17 protein-coding genes are annotated in these 21,728 nt (G+C 63.4%); 5 read left to right on the forward strand and 12 right to left on the reverse strand.

Features of this window, described 5'->3' with window-relative positions; all coding sequences use genetic code 11:
* Positions 1-24: 24 nt before the first annotated feature.
* Positions 25-1,113, reverse strand: a complete 1,089-nt coding sequence (locus AC070A_RS04020; RefSeq protein WP_255571342.1) for a Gfo/Idh/MocA family protein — start codon at positions 1,111-1,113, stop codon at positions 25-27.
* A gap of 132 nt (positions 1,114-1,245) precedes the next feature.
* On the reverse strand, positions 1,246-3,498 hold the full coding sequence (locus AC070A_RS04025) for a glycoside hydrolase family 9 protein (protein WP_492384717.1): 2,253 nt from the start codon (positions 3,496-3,498) through the stop codon (positions 1,246-1,248).
* A 272-nt stretch (positions 3,499-3,770) separates the two neighbouring features.
* On the opposite strand from AC070A_RS04025, the gene aptA reads away from it, so the two are divergent.
* Together aptA and ade are read left to right on the forward strand one after the other, a co-directional pair.
* Complete coding sequence (gene aptA, locus AC070A_RS04030) at positions 3,771-5,096, forward strand: omega-aminotransferase AptA (protein WP_113511335.1); 1,326 nt, start codon at positions 3,771-3,773, stop codon at positions 5,094-5,096.
* Between the two features lie 129 nt (positions 5,097-5,225).
* Positions 5,226-6,923 (forward strand): adenine deaminase, encoded by a 1,698-nt coding sequence (ade, locus tag AC070A_RS04035; protein WP_113737051.1) that lies wholly within the window; start codon positions 5,226-5,228, stop codon positions 6,921-6,923.
* A 24-nt stretch (positions 6,924-6,947) separates the two neighbouring features.
* Here the strand turns inward: ade and aac(6') are convergent, their stop codons facing one another.
* Positions 6,948-7,412 carry an aminoglycoside 6'-N-acetyltransferase gene (aac(6'), locus tag AC070A_RS04040; RefSeq protein WP_113737050.1) on the reverse strand — a complete coding sequence of 155 codons (465 nt, stop codon included), beginning with the start codon at positions 7,410-7,412 and terminating at the stop codon, positions 6,948-6,950.
* Positions 7,412-9,046, reverse strand: coding sequence for a beta-galactosidase BglA (bglA, locus tag AC070A_RS04045; protein ID WP_113737049.1), 1,635 nt, complete (start codon positions 9,044-9,046; stop codon positions 7,412-7,414). Before bglA ends, aac(6') begins: the two co-directional genes overlap by 1 nt.
* A 196-nt stretch (positions 9,047-9,242) precedes the next feature.
* Here bglA and AC070A_RS04050 point away from each other — a divergent pair, with 196 nt between their 5' ends.
* The gene (locus AC070A_RS04050) at positions 9,243-10,160 is read left to right on the forward strand and encodes a sugar kinase (protein WP_113737048.1); all 918 of its coding nucleotides are present in this window, start codon (positions 9,243-9,245) and stop codon (positions 10,158-10,160) included.
* A gap of 305 nt (positions 10,161-10,465) precedes the next feature.
* Here the strand turns inward: AC070A_RS04050 and der are convergent, their stop codons facing one another.
* A complete protein-coding gene (gene der, locus AC070A_RS04055) occupies positions 10,466-11,899 on the reverse strand; it encodes a ribosome biogenesis GTPase Der (RefSeq protein WP_113737047.1) in 1,434 nt (477 codons plus the stop codon).
* Between der and AC070A_RS04060 the strand changes: the two genes are divergently transcribed.
* Positions 11,880-12,179 (forward strand): hypothetical protein, encoded by a 300-nt coding sequence (locus AC070A_RS04060; RefSeq protein ID WP_162770938.1) that lies wholly within the window; start codon positions 11,880-11,882, stop codon positions 12,177-12,179. The two genes, der and AC070A_RS04060, sit on opposite strands and share 20 nt — an antisense overlap.
* A gap of 51 nt (positions 12,180-12,230) precedes the next feature.
* Here the strand turns inward: AC070A_RS04060 and AC070A_RS04065 are convergent, their stop codons facing one another.
* Both AC070A_RS04065 and AC070A_RS04070 read right to left on the reverse strand, forming a co-directional pair.
* Positions 12,231-12,899: a tetratricopeptide repeat protein gene (locus AC070A_RS04065; protein ID WP_057253003.1), complete on the reverse strand. Its 669-nt coding sequence runs from the start codon at positions 12,897-12,899 to the stop codon at positions 12,231-12,233.
* A gap of 280 nt (positions 12,900-13,179) precedes the next feature.
* Complete coding sequence (locus AC070A_RS04070; RefSeq protein ID WP_058321172.1) at positions 13,180-13,767, reverse strand: NnrU family protein; 588 nt, start codon at positions 13,765-13,767, stop codon at positions 13,180-13,182.
* A 221-nt stretch (positions 13,768-13,988) separates the two neighbouring features.
* On the opposite strand from AC070A_RS04070, the gene AC070A_RS04075 reads away from it, so the two are divergent.
* On the forward strand, positions 13,989-14,996 hold the full coding sequence (locus AC070A_RS04075) for a polysaccharide deacetylase family protein (protein WP_113737045.1): 1,008 nt from the start codon (positions 13,989-13,991) through the stop codon (positions 14,994-14,996).
* 145 nt (positions 14,997-15,141) lie between these two features.
* On the opposite strand, the gene sbmA is transcribed toward AC070A_RS04075, so the two are convergent.
* The 5 genes from sbmA to glpK all read right to left on the reverse strand — a co-directional run bounded on the left by sbmA (position 15,142) and on the right by glpK (position 21,492).
* Complete coding sequence (gene sbmA, locus AC070A_RS04080) at positions 15,142-16,398, reverse strand: peptide antibiotic transporter SbmA (protein ID WP_057252998.1); 1,257 nt, start codon at positions 16,396-16,398, stop codon at positions 15,142-15,144.
* Between the two features lie 197 nt (positions 16,399-16,595).
* On the reverse strand, positions 16,596-17,795 hold the full coding sequence (locus AC070A_RS04085; protein WP_218373508.1) for an MFS transporter: 1,200 nt from the start codon (positions 17,793-17,795) through the stop codon (positions 16,596-16,598).
* A gap of 135 nt (positions 17,796-17,930) precedes the next feature.
* Positions 17,931-18,680 (reverse strand): type I methionyl aminopeptidase, encoded by a 750-nt coding sequence (map, locus tag AC070A_RS04090; protein ID WP_113737044.1) that lies wholly within the window; start codon positions 18,678-18,680, stop codon positions 17,931-17,933.
* A gap of 100 nt (positions 18,681-18,780) precedes the next feature.
* On the reverse strand, positions 18,781-19,839 hold the full coding sequence (locus tag AC070A_RS04095; protein WP_113737043.1) for an LLM class flavin-dependent oxidoreductase: 1,059 nt from the start codon (positions 19,837-19,839) through the stop codon (positions 18,781-18,783).
* A 165-nt stretch (positions 19,840-20,004) separates the two neighbouring features.
* Entirely contained in the window at positions 20,005-21,492 is a 1,488-nt protein-coding gene (glpK, locus tag AC070A_RS04100) for a glycerol kinase GlpK (protein WP_113737042.1), read from the reverse strand.
* Between the last annotated feature and the right edge of the window lie 236 nt (positions 21,493-21,728).

Genomic DNA, 21,728 nt, shown 5'->3' on the forward strand with positions numbered 1-21,728 from the left:
CGCGGGCAGCGCCTTCGGAAACTCCTAGAGATCAAGCGGACGATAGTCTCGCCAGCCACTGTTGAGCGCGAGCACGATCTCGGTCAGATGCCGCGCCGTCGCGCCGGAGAAGAATGGCGTTTCGCCGCGGTTGATCGCATCGGCCTGAATGGCAATGCCACGCACGAAATCGATCTGCGACGGAAAGGCCGGAAGGGCAGGCCCGGACGAGACCTTGGGATAACGTGCCTTCGTTCCGGGATAGAGCCGGATGGGCAGCTTGCGCCCCATCTTCCATTCCAGCCAGTCGAGACCGCGATGTGTCAACGATCGCTTGGCGCCGAACGCTTCGACATGAATGGGCGAGCGATTGTCCCAGAGATCGCGAACGACGATCGTTCCTCTGTCGCCGATAACAGTCAGCGACCGGTCGCGCGGCGCGGCCAGACCACAGGTGACGCGCGCCGTCACGCCCGAGCGGAACGTCAGGCAACCCACCGAGAAATCAGGGCCGAGCGTTAGCGTCTCGGTTCCCGGGCCCTTGTCCGGAAAGGTCAAGGCTGAAATGGCGCTGACCTCGGCGACCGGCCCGAAGAGCGAGACGAGCCAGCTTGCGGCATAGCCCGCGTGCTCGAGCGTGCAGCCAACCTCGAACTCGTGCACGCCCGGCCAGCGGGCGCCCGAGCGGCTGCGCCAGGCGCGCCAGTTCGCCTTGAAGACCGGGCCATCCTCCATCTCGGCATAAACCAGACGTGGCGTGCCGATAGTCCCAGCCGCAAGCAGGCTCGCACAAAGCGCCTGCGCATCGCTAAGGCCATTGGCCGGCGCGCCGGCAAGCACCAGAGCACGCTCGCGGGCAAGCGCCACCAGTTCGCTCGCCTCCTCCACCGTCATCGCCAGCGGCTTCTCGCAATAGACGTGCTTGCCGACGGTGAGAGCGGCGCGGTTGACCGCGTAATGGCTTTCCGGCGTCGTCAGATTGACGACGATCGAGACGGTAGGATCGGCGAGCACCGCATCCAGCGAGGCATAGGGCGAAACCTTCCAGTAGCGCGCAAAGGCGTCGAGACGCTCCGCGTCGCGATCCCAGACGCCGGCGAGCCGGAGCTGCGGATGGTTGGCAAGCGTCGTCATGTAATAGTCGGCGACGAAGCCGGTTCCGACAAAGGCTATTCCGGTCACGCTTTCAGTCTCCTAGCGCAATTCCAGGAAAAGTGTGAAACGGTTTTCCGTCCGGAATCGCGTAATTTCAAACAGTGAAATACTCTAGCGCGCATCGGCAAGGAACGAGGCGACATAGACGAGCGGCGCATTCCAGTTGATGGCGATTTCATTGGATCCATAGGCTTCGATGTCGTCGGCATAACACGTCTGCGGCGCACATCCCTTCAGGTGTTGCCGTGCGACGTCGTCGACGAAGGTGGAATTCGGACCGCCGGCAAGAGAGCCAACCGGCGGGTTCGGCAGTTGCGGGTCCCGCTGGTGCGCATACCAGCGACTGTGCTGGTTCTTGGGCGCGCGGGTGCCATAGCCGGTGACATAGGACAGCGCCATGGCATTGCGGCCGAGAATGTAATCCATGCCCTCGCGCGCACCATCGAGAAAGCTCTTCTCGCCGGAGAGATCGAAAGCGGCCGACAACACGATGATGTTCTGCAGCATCAGCTGGTTCGATCCCCAGTCGTAGCGTCTGCCCTCGGGTCGGTAGACGAGCCCGAAGGGCTCTGTTTGCTGCACCGACAGGAAATGCCGCGCTGCCGCAAGCACCGCGTTTCGGATCAGTTCACGCTCGTCGTCCGGCAAGCCCGTACCATAAAGGGCCAGTTGCAGCCGCGCGAAGCCTGCGACGTTGCGCCAATCGAAGGCGCCGGCGGGAGACAGCGTATCCGCCGCCCAGAGCGGCGACGCCCGCAGCACGTCGAGATAGGCCTCGTCACCGGTCGTCAGATAGAGCTCGGTCGCCGCCCAGAAGAGTTCGTCCGAAATGCTGTCGTCGTCGTAGTCGCCACCACCGCCAAGTCCGTCCGACTTCGGCGCAAGGAGTGCGGGATTGGCATTGGCGGCCATCCAGGCCTTGCGCGCAGCCGCGAGCAGACGTGCCGAGAACGTCGGATTCTGATCGGCGAAAAGCCGGGCGCCTTGAGCCGCGACGGCTGCGACATCGAGCGTTGCGGCAGTCGACGGACGGTAAAGCGCCCGCGGCTGCGGATCGTCGCTCGGCAGCATCGGCGGCGCGGTCCAGGTGGTGTCGTGGACCTTGTGGTGCACCATGCCGGCGAGCGGCTCGCCATCCGGAACCATCATGCGCAACAGGAACTCGAGCTCCCACCGCGCCTCGTCGAGAATGTCGGGCATGCCGTTGCCGTTTTCGGGAATGCGAGAGAGACCGTCGCGCGTCACCGGCGAACCCGCGGCGTAGACACGCCCGCGTTCGTAGGCGGCAAGCAGTTGCGCGGCGGACAGGGCGCCGGTCACCGCGTATTTGCCGTGGTCGCCTGCGTCGTACCAGCCGCCGGAAACGTCCAGTCGATAGGAACAGGACCAGCCACCGTAAAGCGCCACGGCCTGCTTGCTGTCGAGGCATGGGACTGCCGTATCGCCCTGGTTCGGCGCCACGCCGACATGGCCTGCGGACCGGGCGTAGGCCTTGCCGGCGATCGCTGCCTTGATCTCGATGCCGCTGCGCTGGGGATAGAACCAGGAAAGCGCATCGACACGCAGACGGTCATAGAGATTGTCGCCGATCGAGAAGCGGTCACTCGCCCAATCGACGGACACAAGGCGATAGCCATCGCCGGCCGTCGCGAAGGATGAGAAATCCGCGACCTGCGTTTCGACGCCCGCCGTCGGATCGAAACCGCTTGGTTGCGTCTTGCCCTTGCCGACGACCTTGTCCTTGGCGTCGAGCAGCTGGAAATCGATGGGGCGCTTCACATCGGCAATGAAGGTCGCGCGCTTCGGACCGTCGGTGAAGTAGCCGAGCTGGTTTGCTCGAATGACGGGCCCCTCGGTGGCCCGCTTCGCCGCCTGCGACACCGCACCGGTCGCGACCAGCGATACATCGTCAAGACAGATGCGACCGGCCTCCGCACCCCCGAGCGGCAGCACCAGTTGCGCCTCATCCGGTTCGGTTGCCTCAAACTCCACGGAGAACGGACTGCCGCCCGGCGACCCCACCGTCGTAAACTCGGCAATGGCGGTCCAGGGATCTGCGGCCCGCTGCACCCTGACAGCGATCGAGCGCGCCGGCTTGGCGGCAATCCTCAGCGACAGGCGATAGATGCGCCCGGGCACCAGCGTCAAACCATTGACGCCGACGATCTGGCTCCAGACTTCTCCACCGCCGTGGACCTCCACGCAGAGCCGCCCGTTTTCCCGCTCGAGGGTCAGCCCGTCGCTCGCCCAGAACGTGTCCTGCCCCTTTTCAAAGCGACCGTCGGCGATCAGTTCGGTAGCGACTGCCGGACCTGGCAGGAAGAGCGCAGCAATTGCCGCGTGTACTATCCCGAACCTCGACACGTCCCAGCTCCCGATTGGTCAGGCCGGGCCGCGGGGCGCGGGTGCCCATTCACAGGCGGCCATGGACCCGGCAAGGCATGGCAACGCAGCGTTGCCGCAAACAAGTTAAGCTAGAGAAAATTTCGAGTCAGAAGACAAAAATTCGCCACCCCACAGGCTCCCTGTGCGGGGCTTCCGAGGCTTGACGCGTCCCGGGGCGCTGATAGTTTGACCAAAGGGTAAAAAATGCGGGCGGCGAGCGCCTGACGAAGAACTGACCGAGGAGAACTGCAATGTCGAACCGTCTCAACACTCCGAATGATCTGCGCGCCTTCTGGATGCCGTTCACCGCCAACCGGCAGTTCAAGAAGGAACCGCGCCTGTTCGTCGGCGCCAAGGACATGTACTACACGACACATGACGGTCGGACAGTTCTGGACGGAACGGCAGGTCTGTGGTGCGTCAACGCCGGCCATTGTCGCCCGAAGATCACCGAGGCGATCCGCGAGCAGGCGGGCGAGCTCGACTATGCGCCGGCCTTCCAGCTCGGCCACCCCAAGGCCTTCGAGCTCGCAAACCGCCTGGTGGATATCGCGCCCGAAGGCATGAACCATGTTCTCTATACCAACTCCGGTTCGGAATCGGTCGATACGGCGCTGAAGGTCGCGCTCGCCTACCACCGCGCCAAGGGCGACGGCTCGCGCTTCCGCCTGATCGGCCGCGAGCGCGGCTATCACGGCGTCAACTTCGGCGGCATCTCGGTCGGCGGCATCGTCTCCAACCGCAAGATGTTCGGCACGCTTCTGACCGGCGTCGACCACATGCCGCACACGCACCTGCCGGCGCAGAACGCCTTTACCCGCGGCGAACCGGAACATGGCGGCGATCTCGCGACCGAGCTCGAACGCATCGTCACGCTGCACGACGCCTCGACCATCGCCGCCGTCATCGTCGAACCGGTGGCCGGCTCCACCGGCGTGCTGATCCCGCCGAAGGGCTACCTGCAGAAACTCCGCGACATCTGCACCAAACACGGCATCCTGTTGATCTTCGATGAAGTCATCACCGGGTTCGGCCGCCTCGGCACGCCGTTTGCCGCGCAGTATTTCGACGTCAAGCCCGACATCATCACCACGGCCAAGGGCCTCACCAACGGCGTCATCCCGATGGGCGCCGTCTTCGTCACCTCCGAGATCCATGATGCCTTCATGAATGGCCCGGAGCACATGATCGAGTTCTTCCACGGCTACACCTACTCCGGCAACCCGATCGCCTGCGCCGCCGCGCTTGGCACGCTCGACACCTACAAGGAAGAAGGCCTGCTCACCCGCGCCGCCGAACTCGCCCCGTACTGGGAAGAGGGCCTGCACTCTCTGAAGGACTGCCCGAATGTCATCGACATTCGCAATCTCGGCCTGATCGGCGCGATCGAACTGCAGCCGATCGCCGGCGAACCGACCAAGCGCGCCTTCTCGGCTTTCCTCAAGGCCTATGAAAGCGGCCTCTTGATCCGCACCACCGGCGACATCATCGCGCTGTCGCCGCCGCTGATCATCACCAAGGCGCAGATCGACGAACTCTTCGGCAAGCTGCGCGCCGTTCTCAACAGCAACATCTGAGCAGGCCAACCGCCAACGATCTTGACCCTTTCCCCGGCGACGGGGGAAGGGTTACTCTTATCTGCCACATCGAACCTGGGCGCAATCACACCGACCGCACCGGGTGCCAAAGAAAACTGGAGTTGCCTCATGTCCGAAGCGCTGGAACGTTACATCGATCAGGGCGTCGGACGCGAACCCGCCGACATCGTGTTGAAGGGCGGGCGCTTCTTCGACCTCGTGACCGGCGAACTCGTCGCCTCCGACATCGCGATCTCGGGCGACCGCATCGTCGGCACCTTCGGCGACTACGAGGGACGCGAGGAAGTCGACATTTCCGGCCGCATCGTCGTGCCCGGCTTCATCGACACACATCTGCACATCGAATCTTCGCTCGTGACACCGCATGAATTCGACCGCTGCGTCCTGCCGCTCGGCATCACGACCGTCGTCTGCGACCCACACGAGATCGCCAACGTGCTCGGTACCGAAGGCATCCAGTTCTTCCTGGATTCGGCGCTCGAAACGATCATGGACATCCGCGTCCAGCTCTCGTCCTGCGTGCCGGCGACGCATCTGGAGACGTCGGGCGCCGATCTGCCGATCGAAAGGCTTCTGCCTTTCCGCCATCATCCGAAGGTCATCGGCCTCGCCGAGTTCATGAATTTCCCCGGCGTCGTGCACAAGGACCCGGTCTGCCTCGCCAAGCTCGACGCCTTTCAGGGCGCGCATATCGACGGCCACGCGCCGCTGCTGTCAGGCAAGGACCTGAACGGCTACCTCGCCGCCGGCATCCGCACCGATCACGAATGCACGAGCGCCGAAGAGGCAATGGAGAAGATCCGTAAGGGCATGCATATTCTGGTGCGCGAAGGCTCGGTCTCGAAGGACCTGCATGCGCTCATGCCCATCATCACCGAGCGCCTGTCGCCCTATCTGGCGCTCTGCACCGACGACCGCAATCCCCTTGATATCGCCGAACAGGGCCATCTCGACCACATGATCCGCACGGCGATCGCCGCCGGCGTCGAGCCGTTGGCGATCTACCGCGCCGCCTCGATCTCGGCCGCCCGCGCTTTCGGGCTGCGCGACCGCGGGCTGGTCGCGCCCGGCTGGCGCGCCGACCTCGTGGTGATCGACACATTGAAGAACTGCAAGGCCGAGACGGTGTTTTCCGGCGGCCGCCGGGTGACCGATGCGCTGTTTGCGACCCGAAACCCGGTTGAGCCCGTCGGCCTCGACAGCGTCAAAGCCGGCCATGTCCATGCCAGTGCCTTCGGCATCCCCGTCTCGGATGGCGATACGTCGGTCATCGGCGTGCTCCCCGGCAAGATCATCACCGAACACCGCCGCTACCGCCTGCCGGCCGTCGGCAACCAGACCGGCCTCGACCTCGGCCGCGATATCATCAAGGTCGCGGTGATCGAGCGCCACGGCGTCAACGGCAACCACGCCAACGGTTTCGTCCAGGGTTTTGGGCTGAAGAAGGGCGCGATCGCCTCGACCGTCGGTCATGACAGCCACAACATCTGCGTCGTCGGCGTCAATGACGAGGACATGGCGATCGCCGCCAACCGGCTCGGCGAGATCAAGGGCGGCTTCGTGGTGGTCGAGGACGGCAAGGTGACCGGAGAGATCGCGCTTCCGGTCGCGGGTCTGATGAGCCTCGAACCTTACGAGTCCGTCCGCGATACGCTGCATCACCTGCGCCACGCCGCTTTCGCCCTTGGCTCGACGCTGGAGGAACCCTTCCTGCAACTCGCCTTCCTGCCGCTGCCGGTCATCCCGCACCTGAAAATCTCCGACCGCGGACTGGTCGATGTCGACAAGTTCATGCTGATCGGGTGAGTTCCATCCCTGCCCGCGGGATCCTCAATTGTCTGCCACGGCCGGCGACAGTTCCTTGCGGAAATAGACGACGCGCTCCGTCTCCTCGAAACCAAGCGCCATGTGCAGGCTCTGGCTCCTGAGATTGTCGGTCGCCGTGTCGGAGGCGAGTTCCTGGCATCCTTGCGATGTTGCCCAGCGTTCCACCGCCGTGATCAGCGCACGCGCGACGCCGCGACGACGATATCCGGGCAACACATAAATCCCTTCGAGAAAGGCCACGGGCGAGGTTTCGCAGCCGTTGACATAGTCGCGGCGGATCGACGCCTCGGCAAAACCAGCGGCAACACCAGCCTCGTCCTCGCAGAGGAACGACGCATAGCGATCAGTCTCGGCAAGAGAGGTTTCGACCTCGGCGCGATGCTCCGCTTCCGGCGTATCCGGCCAGAGCGCCAGACGCATCTCGACCCAGCGGCCGATGGTTTCGCCATTCATCAACAATACGCGCATCAAAGCTTCCCGCAGAAGGCCGACAATCCGTCAACCTGGATGCTACCCGCTTCAAGGCGCGCCGGATATCCGGGCAAATCCAGGGGCTCGACGAGAGCGGGGGCCAGAAACGCCTGCGGTTCGCGGGTGAGATTGAAGACGAAGAGCAAGCGCTCGCCATCCTTTTCGCGAACAAAGGCCAGGAGGTCGCTGTTGCTGTCGAGGAAACGCATCGCGCCATCGCGCAATACCGGTTGCGCATTGCGGAAGGCGAGCGTCGCCCGATAGTGGTCAAGCACCGTCCCCGCGCCTTCGGCCATGGCATCCACGGCCAGGCGGCGGTGTTCAGCCGGCACCGGCAGCCAAGGCTTGCCGCCGGTAAAGCCGGCATTGGCCGCCGCCTCTTCCCAGACCATCGGCGTCCGGCAACCGTCCCGCCCCTTGAACGAGGGCCAGAAGCGGATGCCATAGGGGTCGCGCAGGTCCTCGAAGGCGAGTTCCGCCTCCGGAAGTCCTAGCTCCTCGCCCTGATAGAGACAGATCGACCCGCGTAGGCTCGAAAGCAGCGTGATGGCGAGCCGCGCCACCCTCTCCCGCTCTACTTCGTTCCGAGCGAAGCGGCTGACGTGGCGCGTCACGTCGTGGTTGGAGAAAGCCCAGCAGACCCAGCCGTCGGTGACGGCCTTCTGGAAATTCTCGACGCAGCGGCGGATATGGGCCGCGGTGAAGTCCGGACCGAGCAGGTCGAAGGTGTAGCACATGTTGAGCTTGTCGCCGCCGCCGGTATAGGTAGCCACGGTCTTCAACGAGCGGGCGCCGTCGCCCACCTCGCCGACCGTCATGCGGCCCTCGTAGCGGTCGAGCAGCGCCCGGAACCGCCTCAGGAAAGCGATGTTTTCCGGCTGGCTCTTGTCGTAGAGATGGTCCTGCATGCCATAGGGGTTGACGTCGGGAGCGTCGTTGCTGGTGGCGTCCGGATCGGGAACGAGCGGCGGGTTGTCGCGCAGATACCGGTCGTGAAAATAGAAGTTCACCGTGTCGAGGCGGAACCCGTCGACGCCGCGATCGAGCCAGAAGCGGGCGGCATCGAGCACCGCGTCCTGTACCGCCGGATTGTGGAAGTTGAGGTCCGGCTGCGAGCCGAGGAAATTGTGCATGTAGTACTGCTTGCGCACCCCGTCCCACTCCCAGGCGGGGCCGCCGAAGATCGACAGCCAGTTGTTGGGCGCAGTGCCATCCGGCTTCGGATCGGCCCAGACATACCAGTCGGCCTTCCCGTTCGTCCGGCTTGAGCGGCTCTCGGCGAACCAGGGATGGCGATCCGACGTGTGCGAAATCACCTGGTCGATGATCACCTTGAGGCCGAGACGGTGGGCCTCACCAAGCATCTCGTCGAAATCCGCGAGCGTGCCGAACATCGGGTCGACGTCGCAATAGTCCGATACGTCATAGCCCATGTCGGCCTGCGGCGAGGTGAAGAACGGCGACAGCCAGATCGCGTCGACGCCAAGCGAGGCGATATGCGACAGCCGCCGGGTAACGCCCTTGAGATCGCCGATGCCGTCGCCGTCGGTGTCCTGGAAGGAGCGCGGATAGACCTGGTAGATCACCGCGCCGCGCCACCAATCGTCACTCGATACCTGCCGAGACGTCATGAAATGCCCCTTGAAGACGATGCTCCACGCCAGAGCGGGATGATGAGGAGCCAAGGTGTATCGCTGCCCGGCGCGGGAGTAAACGCCGTTCCTTCCTCTCGGTCCACCGCAAGCCCTTCACCAGAAACAATCTCTTGCCGAGATCGGCTGAGCCCCTTATCCCGTCTCAGGCGAAATCTTGTGAGGAGGAAAGTCGTTGGCCGGGAAGATGCTTGCGATCGGGGAGTGCATGGTCGAGCTCATGCAGGCGGAAGGCGGACTGCTGCGCAAGGGCTATGCCGGCGACACCTTCAACGCCGCCTACTACGCGCGGCTGTTCATGCCTGATGACTGGACCGTCGGCTATTGCTCCGCGGTCGGCACAGACACGGTCTCCGACGAGATGCTGGCCTTCATGACGGAAAAAGCGATCGACACGTCAGCCGTGCGCCGGATAGAGAGCCGCTCGGCCGGGCTCTACATGATCCATTTGAAGGACGGCGAGCGCAGCTTCTCCTACTGGCGCTCGCACTCGGCAGCCAAGCTGCTCGCCGACGATGCCGATCATCTCAGGCGCGCGATCGAGGGCTCCGACCTGATCCTCTATTCCGGCATCACGCTGGCGATCCTTGCACCCGTCGCGGTCGAAACGCTGCTGTCGGAACTGCGCCGCGCGAAAGCAGCCGGCAGCCAAGTGGTCTTCGACCCGAACATCCGCCCGCGCCTTTGGGACGACGCCGAGCGCATGCGCCGGACGCTGACCGATGGCGCCCGCGCCGCAACCCTCGTCATGCCGAGCTTCGACGACGAGGTCACGCATTTCGGCGACGCCTCCATCGAGGCGACGATCGCGCGTTACAGGGGCCTTGGCGCCACCAATGTCGTCGTCAAAGATGGCGAGAAGGGCGTGACGCTCGCCTTCGGCGATGCGCCGATTGAGCACGTACCGGCAACACCAGTCGAACGCGTCGTCGACACCACCAGCGCCGGCGACAGCTTCAATGGCGCTTTCGTCGCCCGCCTTGTCGCCGGTGATCAACCGGCTAAGGCCGCAGCCTTTGCGGCAAGCGTCGCTGCCGGCGTCATCGGCCATCACGGTGCGCTGGTCGCCAGGGAGAGGCTACCTGCGGCGTAGGTGGCAGAAGAAAGGGCCTAACGACGCTTCTCAGGCTGCTGATTAAGATATTTCTGATAGTTGTAAGCTTGCCGGAAAAACCTTTGCGCCAGCCAAAATCTCCGTCATTCCTGTGCTTGTCACAGGAACCTCTAGCGGTTCCGCTGGAACTGCGGGACCATCCCAAGTCCTTGGGCTGAAGGATCTCTGAGCCGACGAACGTCGGGTCGCTGGATCCCCGCCACGGGGGGCGAGGATGAGGGGAGATTGGGGTCGCGCTATCGCCAGAAAACCATCTTCAAGGTTTGTAGCAGTCTGGGAAGCGCCTAGCGGCGCTTCTTCGCCTTGGACTCGTAGGGATTATCGCCCGCGCGGAAATGCATGCGGATCGGCACGCCCGGCAGGTCGAAATCGTTGCGCAGGCCGTTGATCAGGTAGCGCACGTAGGATTCCGGCAGCGCGTCGGGACGCGTGCAGGAGATCATGAAGCCCGGCGGGCGAGCCTTCACCTGCGTCATGTACTTGAGCTTCAGGCGGCGACCGGACACGGCCGGTGGCGGATGCTGCACCGTCTGCGATTCCAGCCAGCGGTTGAGCCGCGCGGTCGAGATGCGGCGGTTCCAGGTCTTGTCCGTTTCGATGATCGCCTGCATCAGCCGATCGAGGCCGTAGCCGGTGTGGCCGGAAATCGGCACGGCGCGGATGCCGCGGGCCTGCGGCAGGAGCCGCTCGGTCTTTTCGCGGAGGTCGGCGAGCACCGCCTGCCAGTCTTCGACCAGATCCCACTTGTTGAAGGCGAGCACCGCCGCGCGGCCCTCACGCAAGACGAGATCGACGATCTGCAGGTCCTGCTTCTCGAACGGAATGGTCGCGTCGAAGACGATGACAACCGTTTCGGCAAAGCGAATGGCGCGCAGCGCGTCGGCGACCGAGAGCTTTTCCAGCTTCTCCTGCACCTTCGCCTTGCGGCGCATGCCGGCGGTGTCGAACATCTTGATGGTACGGCCGCGCCAGTCCCATTCGACCGAGATGGAATCGCGGGTGATGCCGGCTTCCGGGCCGGTCAGCAGGCGATCTTCGCCGAGGAAGCGGTTGATCAGCGTCGACTTGCCGGCGTTCGGGCGGCCGACGATCGCCACGCGCAATGGCTTGGTCTCGTCATAGGCTGTCTCCGCCTCTTCCTCTTCGCCCTCTTCGTCTTTGAACGTCGGGCGCAGATCGATATCGGTCTCGGCCACGTCGTCTTCCGGCGGATAGGCCCGCTCTTCGCCGATCGCAGCGACGATCGCGTCGCGCAGGTCCAGCATGCCCTGGCCGTGTTCGGCCGAGATCGGGCAAGGTTCGCCGAGGCCGAGCGTGAAGGCATCGTAGAAGCCGCCGTCGGAGCCGCGCGCCTCGGACTTGTTGGCGACCAGCACCACCGGCTTGCCGCGACGGCGCAGCATTTCGGCCAAGGTCTCGTCGGCCGGCGTCAGGCCGCCCTTGGCGTCGACCAGGAACAGCGAAAGATCCGCCTCGTCGATCGCGGCCTCCGTCTGCGCCCACATGCGGCCTTGCAGTGTGTCCGGACCCGATTGCTCGAGGCCGGCCGTGTCGATGATGCGGAAGCGCAGGTCGATGAGCTTGGCATCGCCCGGACGACGGTCGCGGGTGACACCCGGCGTATCGTCGACGAGTGCCAGCTTCTTGCCGACCAGACGATTGAACAAGGTGGACTTGCCGACATTGGGACGCCCGACGATGGCGACGGTGAAGCTCATGGATCTATCCGTTTCCGCTTGGAGCGCGGCAGCCGATGGGCGGGCCGCGCTCGTAATTTCGTTCTCTGCCGCATTCAGGCGGCTCGCGAGCGTTTCCTCTGGGGAACTGCTCTTGTTCACGCTGTCCCCGAACGCAAAACCGCTGCGCACTTTTGCTGGAACTGCCTGTCTGTCTTTCGCAGTCCCGGACGCAAAACCGCTACGCACTTTTGCTGGAACTGCTTTAAATGCTTTAGCGCACAACCCCAAGATCGAGATCGATTTTGGGATCATGCGCTGATTCGAAAGGGTCGTGCACCCTGTGCCCATCCACGTGGAATGGGTGGAAACCTTAGGCCTTGCCGCTGGCCGTGATCACGTCGAGCAGCATCTGGGCGCGACCGGTGATGTTGCGCGGGCTCTGCGTGTCGTCGACGATCTGCTGGAACCAGGTCTTCGCCTTGGCGTAGTCGCCGGCCTTGTAGGCCGAGAGACCAAGCGCTTCGCGCGCCGAGTGGCGCATGTTGTTCTGCGGCGTCGCAAGCTGCTCGACTTCAGCCGAAACCTGATCGTAGCTGCCGGTATCGACGAGCAGATAGGCCGCACGCAGTCGCGCCGCTTCCTGAATGGCAGCCGGAACGCTGCCGTCCTTGCCGATGGCGGAGAATGCCTTCACCGCCGCATCGGTGTCGCCCTTCTGGGCCTGAAGCGTCGCCGCGCGCAGACGAGCCAGCACCGGATAGGCGCCGTAGCCGTCTTTCTCAAGCGCGTTCAAGGCAGCGAGCGCCTCGTCCGTCTTGTTTTCCTTCGCCAGATTGAGCGCCTGCAGGAAGGCGTCGCCCGACTTCGAGGAGGCCCCCTCCTGCCAGTACTCGAACCCGACCTTGCCGATAGTGCCGAGAACGATAAGCACGGCGATCGCCGCGATGAGACCGCCGAAACGAGCCCAGATGCTCTTCATCTGGTCGGAACGCAGTTCCTCATTGACCTCGCGGATAAAGCTGTCGTCTTGGTTCGCCATCTACTGCCCCGGCCTTGCCTGCCCACTGGTACGCCATTCCGACCGTCATCGACGGGAACAGCGCACAATCTCAAACTGTTCGAGCATGCACGACGCGTTCTAGCGCACGCATCGCGCTCTCATGGATTTTGCGCCTTCTACCCGATTTTGCGGCGCTTGTAAGGGGGCCGACGTTATTTAGAGCGCCTAGGGTCGACACGAAGTCACCTCCGTCGCTCTAAATTTTTTGTTACACGCAAGTCGGGACGCAAAACCGCTGCGCACTTTTGCTGGAATTGCCTTAGCCCATCACCACCGGGGCAACCCCGATCAACCACTCGTGAAGCTTCCAGACGAAGAGCCCGTAGGCGACGAGACCGATGACGATGGCCAGCACGTCGTTCGTCGATGACTTGAACACCGGCAGCACGCGCTCCCCTGCCCGCTCGCGACGCTTCAGCGAGATGCGCAGGATCACCGCCCAGGCGAGAAACGATCCGAAAAGCAGGACCGAGGATGTCTCGCCGTTCGCCAGCAGGTGCGCCAAAGCCCAGGTCTTGATCGACAGGATCTGCGGATGCTTGACCGCCACCGCAATGCGGCCCGCCGGCAGGAAGCCTGCAGCAAGGAAGACGAAGGCGAAGAGCATCAGGAGCAGCGCTATGTGGCGCAGGAACACCGGCGGATTGTAGAGCATGCCCGTTTCGCCGCGCGCCTGGCCGAAACCATAGATGATCAGACAGAGGCCGATGAGGCTGAGGATCGCATAGATCCCCATCCAGGTGCCCTTACCGCGACTCTCGATGATGCCGGCGCGAAAGCCGGGCGCAACCACGCGGATGAGATGCATGCCGAGAAAGATGATGATGCCGAGAACGAGTATCGCCATGGGGCCACCGCTTTGTTCGAGATATCGGAGATAGCGTCGCGTGCCGAATCTGGCGCGCTTGAGTCGCTGTAGCTCTTTGATTTTCTATGCCATTCGCCCTTGGACTGATTCCAGTCCAGGTTGCTATGGAGTAGCCTTGATGGCGTCTTTTTTCCAGCCCGATCAAAGGATTGCCGCAATTTCGAACCATTTGCGACAAAAATTCATCGCTGCAGTTGATCATGATCCGAACATTTCTCGCCTTTTCCCTTGCCCTGGTTCCGGCGCTTGCGCTGGCCGAACCGGCGACGCCGGCCACCGTCCCCGCCGCTGACCGGCAGCTGGTCATCGTCTCCTTCGACGGTGCGCATGACAACGCGCTTTGGGAAAAGAGCCTGGCGATGGCCAAGCGCACCGGCGCGCATTTCACCTATTTCCTGTCCTGCACCTTCCTGATGACCAGGGCCGACGGCAAGGAGATCTACAGGCCGCCGGGCCAGAAGCCCGGCCGCTCCAATGTCGGCTTCGCCCAGAGCCGCGAGGAGATTGCAGCACGTGCCGGCCATATCTGGCAGGCCCATCTTGATGGTCACGACATCGCCAGCCACGCCTGCGGTCATTTCGACGGCAAGGGCTGGAGCAAGGCCGACTGGCAGAGCGAATTCTCGACCTTCAATACCGCGCTCGCCGACGCCTGGAAGAAGGCGGGCAAGCCAGAAGCGGAGCCCCAGGGCTGGGCTGAGTTCGCCAAGACCGGCGTCAAAGGCTTCCGTGCCCCCTATCTATCGCTGAGCGACGGCCTGCTGCCGGCGCTGAAGGCGGACAACTTCACCTATGACGCAAGCCTGGTCACCAAAGGACCGGGCTGGCCGACGACGAAGGACGGTCTGCCGCGCTTCGGCTTGCCGTTGATCCCCGAGGGACCGTCGCAGCGCCCTGTCATCGGCATGGACTACAATCTCTTCGTCCGCCACTCGATGGGTGTCGAGAACAAGAAGGACAGCGCCCGCTTCGAGGAGCGCACCTACGAGGCCTACCGGAAAGCCTTCGACCGCGAATATGGCGGCGACCGCATTCCCCTGCAGCTCGGCTTCCACTTCGTCGAAATGAACGGCGGCGCCTACTGGCGTGCGCTCGATCGACTGCTCTCGGAAGTCTGCGGAAAACCCGACGTTGCCTGTGTCAGCTATGCCCAGGCCTTGCCTGTCATCGAGCAGGCAAAAAAGAAGGCGGGTCGCTCCGCCTTCTGAATTCAACCGTCCACAGCCCAGGACGGGTAGCGCATTCCTAGAAAAGCGTGAAAGGGTCTTCCGTGCGGAATTGCGTCATTTCAGAGAGTTAGATCATTTCCTGGCGCGTCGCGCAGCAGATGTGCGCGACGCGTGGCAAGCTCTATCATAGCGCCAACTCTTCCCTTCCGCCCGCTTCGATGAACTGCTGATCGATGTTCGGCAATGGTTGCTCTTCGATTGCCGCTTCGAACGCACGCAGGCGCTTGTAGATGGAAATGAGCTCGATCACCGTCGGCCAGGAATTAACCAGATACTGGAACGAACTCGTCACCTGCGAGAACGCGCCCTGGATCTGCTGGAAGAGCCCGTAGGTGATCGTTGCCCCGACGATCGACGGAACCATCAGGAAAAGGGCGAAGATGTTATCCGTTTGCAGGTAAAAGTACCGGGCAACATTGAAATACATGTAGTGGAAGTACAGGCGGAAATAGTTCTTGCGCACATTGCTGAACAGCTCCGTAACGGTCGGGGGCAAAGCACGGTCGGCGTGGTCCTCGCCATAGACGAGTTCCTTGCGGTATGCCGCCTCGACGCGCTGGTTACGGAATTCGAGGCCCGGCAGCTTCACGCCGACGACAGCAAGTAGCACCGTACCGAAAAGCGACCAGAAAATCGCCGCCAGGACCAACGGATAGGGTATCGATCCGACGATCGGCAGTTCTTTCACGTTGGCTGAAAGTGCGTGCAACACCGGCAGGAAGGCGATCAGCGTCATCAGCGAATCGATTAGGCGGACCCCCAATCCTTCCACCGTCGTTGCAAACCGCATGGTGTCTTCCTGGATACGCTGGGAGGCACCCTCGATGTGACGGACCTTCGACCACTTCGCATAGTAGTAGTCGTTCATCGCGTTTCGCCAGCGGAACAGATAGTGGCTGGTGAAGAAGCTGATGAGAACGGCCGAAACGATGTAAACCGACGCCAGTTCGAAGAATATCAGGGCGTACCCGTATATTTCCGAGGCCTGGACGGTGTTCGGTGCCTTCAGCGCCTCAACGATCCTATCGAACGTAGGGCGGCGCCAATTGTTAAGCGCAACGCTGATGTCGACAGAAAAATAAACGGTGAATACGATGAACGCCGACCCCCAGACGGACCATTTCCGCCACGGGCAATCGACCGCGTAAAGCTGCCAGAACAGGCAGAACAGCACCATGCTGAGGATGAAATAGATGTAGAACCAGATCGACGCCGTCGTTGCAAAATGCCCGAGGCCGATGGGCGCTTCGCCCACGGGCGGCAGGCCGAGGGCCGCACCGAGCTGTTCGCCGGTAGCATACCAAAAGGCGACGACGACGAGCGACCAGAGAGCGACGGAAAGGAAAAACAGCTTCGGCTTGGGAAAGAACGATTCGAGCAAGGTGCGGCGCTTTCGTTTTATTGATCGTGACGTTTCTTGAAGACCGTCACGTTCGACTCTCTTTGGATGACGCGAGATACGCCCCCCGAAGCGCCGAAACTAGGGCAAAGCGCCGCTATCAACAATCGGGTAATGTAAACGTTACTGTTATTTCATCCGGGCGGAGGACGGCACCGAAGGAACCCGTCCGGTGCCTGTCACGCCCTCAACGCTGCCGAAATCCGCTTCAACTCGACGAGGATAACGCCGCCGCAGAGGAAGAGCACGGCTGCCGCAATCAAGGTTGGCGCGGAGAAGCTGCCGGTGCGGTCCGCCAGCCAACCGGCGACCAGAGGACCGATAATCTGACCGATGCCGAAGGCGGCGGTCATCAGCGCCAGCGCCTTGCGCGGACTGTCCGGCGCAAGTTGCCGGCCGATCTGCAGGCCGTAAGCCGTGATCATCATGAAGGTAGCCCCAAGCATCAGCCCGCCGGCAAGCGGCGCATAGGGCAAGGGCAGGCTGACCGTCAGAACCAGGCCGACCGCCTCGACCAGAAGGCCGATTGCGTAGACGCCGGCAAGGCCGAAGCGCGGCACGGCAAAGCGCCAGAGATAGACGGACAGTGCGGCGGCAAGACCTGTCAGCAACCAGGCGAGAAACTCGATGCCGTGGCCGCCGGTCGGGTCACGCGCCATGGCGACGAGGAAGGTGGCCGTGATCACGTAACCGAAACCGAAGAGTGCGTAGGTGAACGTCACCACCGTCAGCGGTCGCGTCCAGCGAAGCGGCTTCTCGCGCACCGTGCCCGCACCGGTCGACGGAACGCCTGGCAGAAGTGCGGCGACGACAATGGTCCCGATCAATCCAACCAGAGCCCCGGTGAACCAGTCGCCCATGGAGGTCGTCAGGCCGGCATGGCCCGCAAGCGGGTTTGCCCAGACGCAGAGCGACGAAAATGCGATGCCGAGGCCGACGCCGCCGAAATGGACGGCCGGCACATGCTCCGATCGTGCAAGCAGGCCATGGCCAAGCACGATGCCGGAGATGAAGATCATCGCAAAGGCGCTGGCAAGGCCGGCCAGGAACCGGATGAGCGCCAGCGCGGCGACAGAGGACGAGAGCCCCATGGCCGCAAGCAGCACCGTCGTGGCGACGAGCGCCATAAGGCCGATACGCCGTTCATGTCCGTGCGCCCAGCCATAGGCTGCAAGGATCGCGCCTGCGAGATATCCGACGAAATTTGCCGAGGCGATGAGGCCGGCATCGCCGGGCGACAAGCCCAGATCGGCCATCATCGCCGGCAGGATCGGCGTGTACGAGAATCGGCCGAACCCCATGGCGACGGCCATGGCAATGGCGCCGGCGGTTGCCGTGGCGGAGATATTGGCCTGAAGCGGTCTGTCGAGCGTGGTCATGTCAGTTTATTGCACCGCAACACGACGCGCCACAAACGACAATAATTGAAGGACCTATTGAAGAAATCGAACGATCGCCGATTTCAATGGGTTAGAGGAGCGATGACGGCCGCGGCCCGCAATCGCATCCCTGATCTAGCCGGGCAGCGTCACGACCAACGGCCCGCCGCGCGTGACGACGACGGTGTGCTCGTATTGCACCGTTGGCGCCCTTGGATCGCTGTAGAGCGTCCAATCGTCGTTGCCGCCTTCGGCCCATTGCGCGCCCATCGACAGGAAGGGTTCGACGGTGAAGACCATGCCGTCCGTCATCCGGCGCCGTTCGCGTGGATCAGGCCAGGTGGCGATCTCGGTCGGCTCCTCGTGCAGCGAACGGCCGATGCCGTGGCTGGCGAGATTGGTGACGAGCGAATAGCGGTTCTTGCGGGCGAAGTCGCCGATCGCGTTGCCGATGGCCGCCAGTGGCTGGTCGGGACGCACCTGCTTGAGGCCCACCCACATCGCCCGCTTGCCGTCGCGGCAAAGCCGGTCGATCGCGGCCGTGACCGGCGGCACCGGGAAGGAGGCGCCGGTATCGGCGAAGATGCCGTCCTTCTCGGCCGAGACGTCGATGTTGACGAGGTCGCCCGCCTGGATCACCCGGCTGCCGGGAATGCCGTGGGCGATTTCCTCGTTGACGCTGATGCAGGTGGCGCCGGGAAACTTGTAGCAGAGCTCGGGCGCCGAGCGCGCGCCGGCCTCTTCCAGCACCTTGCGACCGATCGAGTCCAGTTCCGCCGTGGTGATGCCGGGCTCCAGCGCCTCGCCCATCGCCTGCAGCGCGTTGGCGCAGATGCGGCCGATTTCCTTCAGCCGCAGCAGATCTTCTTCGTTGTTGAGGGTCATCCGTGTCTCGCTTTCGCGCTCACATGTAGCGTGTCGCTATACGTTATGCCAGCACCGAACGGGACGGTCGGCAATCGAACACTGAACCCGGCGTTTGAGGTCAGACGGCGGCCCGCGCCGCCGCCTTCTCTTCCGCCAGCGCCGTGCGCACCAGCGGCGCCACCCTGGTGCCGTAGAGCTCGATGCCGCGCATGATCTGGTCATGCGGCATCGGCCCGATCGCCATCTGCAGCAGGAAACGATCGTTGCGGAACAGCTTCCAGTTCTCGACGATCTTTTCCGCCACCGTCTCCGGGTCGCCAAGGAAGAGGTTCCCGTTCGGGCTGCGTGCCTGGTCGAAATGCGCCCGGTTCGTCGGCCCCCAGCCGCGCTCGCGGCCGATCCGGTTCATCACCTCGGCCTGCGGCCCGTAAAACTGGTCGGCGGCGATATCGGTCGAGTCGGCGATGAAGCCGTGCACGTTGATGCTGGTCTTGAGCTTGGCCGCATCCTGGCCGGCCCGGCGCGCGGCCTCGCGGTAGAGATCGAACAGCGGCGCAAACCGGCGCGGCTCGCCGCCGATGATGGCGAGCGCCACCGGCAGGCCGAGCGCTCCTGCCCGCGCCACCGATTGCGGCGTGCCGCCAACGGCGATCCAGAGCGGCAGCACCCCCTGCAGCGGCCGCGGATAGACGCCGCGATCATGGATCGCCGGCCGCATCTCGCCCGACCAGGTGACCTTCTCGCTGTCGCGCAGCGCCATCAGCAGATCGAGCTTCTCGGCAAAGAGCTGGTCGTAATCGTCGAGAGACTGACCGAAGAGCGGGAAGGATTCGATGAAGGAGCCGCGACCGGCCATGATCTCGGCGCGGCCATTGGAGATCAGATCCAGCGTCGAAAACTGCTGGAAGACGCGCACCGGATCGTCCGAGCTCAGCACCGTCACGGCGCTGGTCAGCCGGATGGTTTTCGTCTTGGCGGCGGCAGCGGCCAGAATGACCGAGGGTACCGAGGCCGCATAGTCAGGGCGGTGATGTTCGCCAAGACCGAAAACGTCGAGGCCGACCTGATCGGCAAGCTCGATCTCTTCGAGAAGGTTCTTGAGGCGCCGCTGCCCCTCTTTGCCCTTGTCTGCCGCATTCGGATCGACATCCGCAAATGTATAAAGCCCGAGTTCCATGATGCCCGTCCTATTTCTGTTGTGACAACAGATAGTTGCCGCGCGCGTGGGCAGCAAATGCTCATCCGGGAAACGCTGTGTTTCCCGGATGAGCATGAATGGAGCCTGTGTCGGATAATTGGCAGGAACCGGATGATGCGGGCGAAAACCGCCCCGTCCTGGTTCTCAGCTCAGCGTGCGCTTGACGGCGTTGCGCCAGCCCCTGAGCTTGGCCTTGCGCGTCTTCTCGTCCATGGCCGGCTCGAAGCGATGGTCACGCGCCCAGGACTGGGCGAACGCCTCCTGCTTCGGCCAGACGCCAGCACGGCTGCCGGCAAGCCAGGCGACGCCGAGCGCGGTGGTCTCGAGAATGACGGGCCGGTCGACCGGCGCGTCGAGCAGATCGGACAGCCGCTGCATCGTCCAGTCGGAGGCGACCATGCCGCCATCGACGCGCAGCACCGTTTCCTTGCCGTTGTTGCGCCAGTCCTTGTGCATCGCCTCGAGCAGGTCGCGCGTCTGGTAGCAGACGGCTTCGAGCGCGGCGCGGGCAAACTCGGCCGGGCCGGTGTTGCGGGTCATGCCGAAGATCGCGCCGCGCGCATCCGGATCCCAGTGCGGCGCGCCAAGCCCTGTGAAGGCCGGCACCAGGTAGACTTCCTGCGTCGGATCGGCGCTCTCGGCGAGCGTCCCGGTATCGGGTGCCGCCTTGATCACCTTCAGGCCGTCGCGCAGCCATTGCACGGCAGCACCGGCAACGAAGATCGAACCTTCGAGCGCATAGGTCGTTTCGCCGTCGAGCCTATAGGCAATGGTGGTGAGCAGCCGGTTCTTCGACCGCACCATGTCCTTCCCCGTGTTGAGCAGCGCGAAGCAGCCGGTGCCATAGGTGGATTTCAGCATGCCCGGCTTGAAGCAGGCCTGGCCGATCGTCGCCGCCTGCTGGTCGCCGGCAACGCCAAGGATCGGGATGGCGGCGCCGAAGATTGCCGGGTCGGTGACGCCGAAATCGGCGGCGCAGTCCTTGACCTCCGGCAGCATGGCGCGCGGCACTTTCAGGATCTTCAGCAGTTCGTCGTCCCAGGCATTCTCCGAGATGTTGTAGAGGAGCGTGCGCGAGGCGTTGGTGGCATCGGTCACGAAGGACTTGCCGCCGGTCAGCCGCCAGATGAGAAAGGTGTCGATCGTGCCGAAGCAGAGCTCACCCTTGGAAGCGCGCGCCTGGGCCCTGTCGACGTTGGTGAGCAGCCAGTTGAGCTTGGTGCCGGAGAAATAGGGATCGAGCAGCAGGCCGGTCTTCCTGGTGAAGGTCTTTTCCAGCCCCTGCTTCTTCAGCCTGTCGCAATAGGACGCGGTGCGGCGGTCCTGCCAGACGATGGCATTGTGGATCGGATTGCCGGTTTCGCGATCCCATACGACGACCGTCTCGCGCTGATTGGTGATGCCTATGCCGTCAAGGTCGCCGGCGGTGATGCCCGCCTTGGCGATCGCTTCCTGGACCGTCGAAAGGACCGTCTGCCAGATTTCCTCGGGATCGTGCTCGACCCAGCCGGATTTGGGGAAGTGCTGCTTGAATTCCTTCTGGCCGGCGCCGGCGATCTGCTGCTGACCGTCGAAGACGATCGCCCGGCTTGAGGTCGTACCCTGATCGATCGCGAGAATGTATCCGCCCATATGCCCCTCCCCGGCCACACGCATGTTTATTCACCCGTCCTCAAGGGCGGGATCTCATTTCGAAAACTTCAATACGATGGCAAAACGAATGTCAAACGAAAACAAAACGCAACCGATCGGCTTCGCTGGCCCCCGCAGCAACTCTGCGGCTCGGATCTCAAAAACACAATTGTCAGTGCGCCCGTTTTACGCGTAGGCTGGCGCTGTTGCGCCGCAACAAAGCAGCCCGTAGCGCC

This window comes from Ensifer sp. GW101-20A05 (assembly GCF_059424735.1).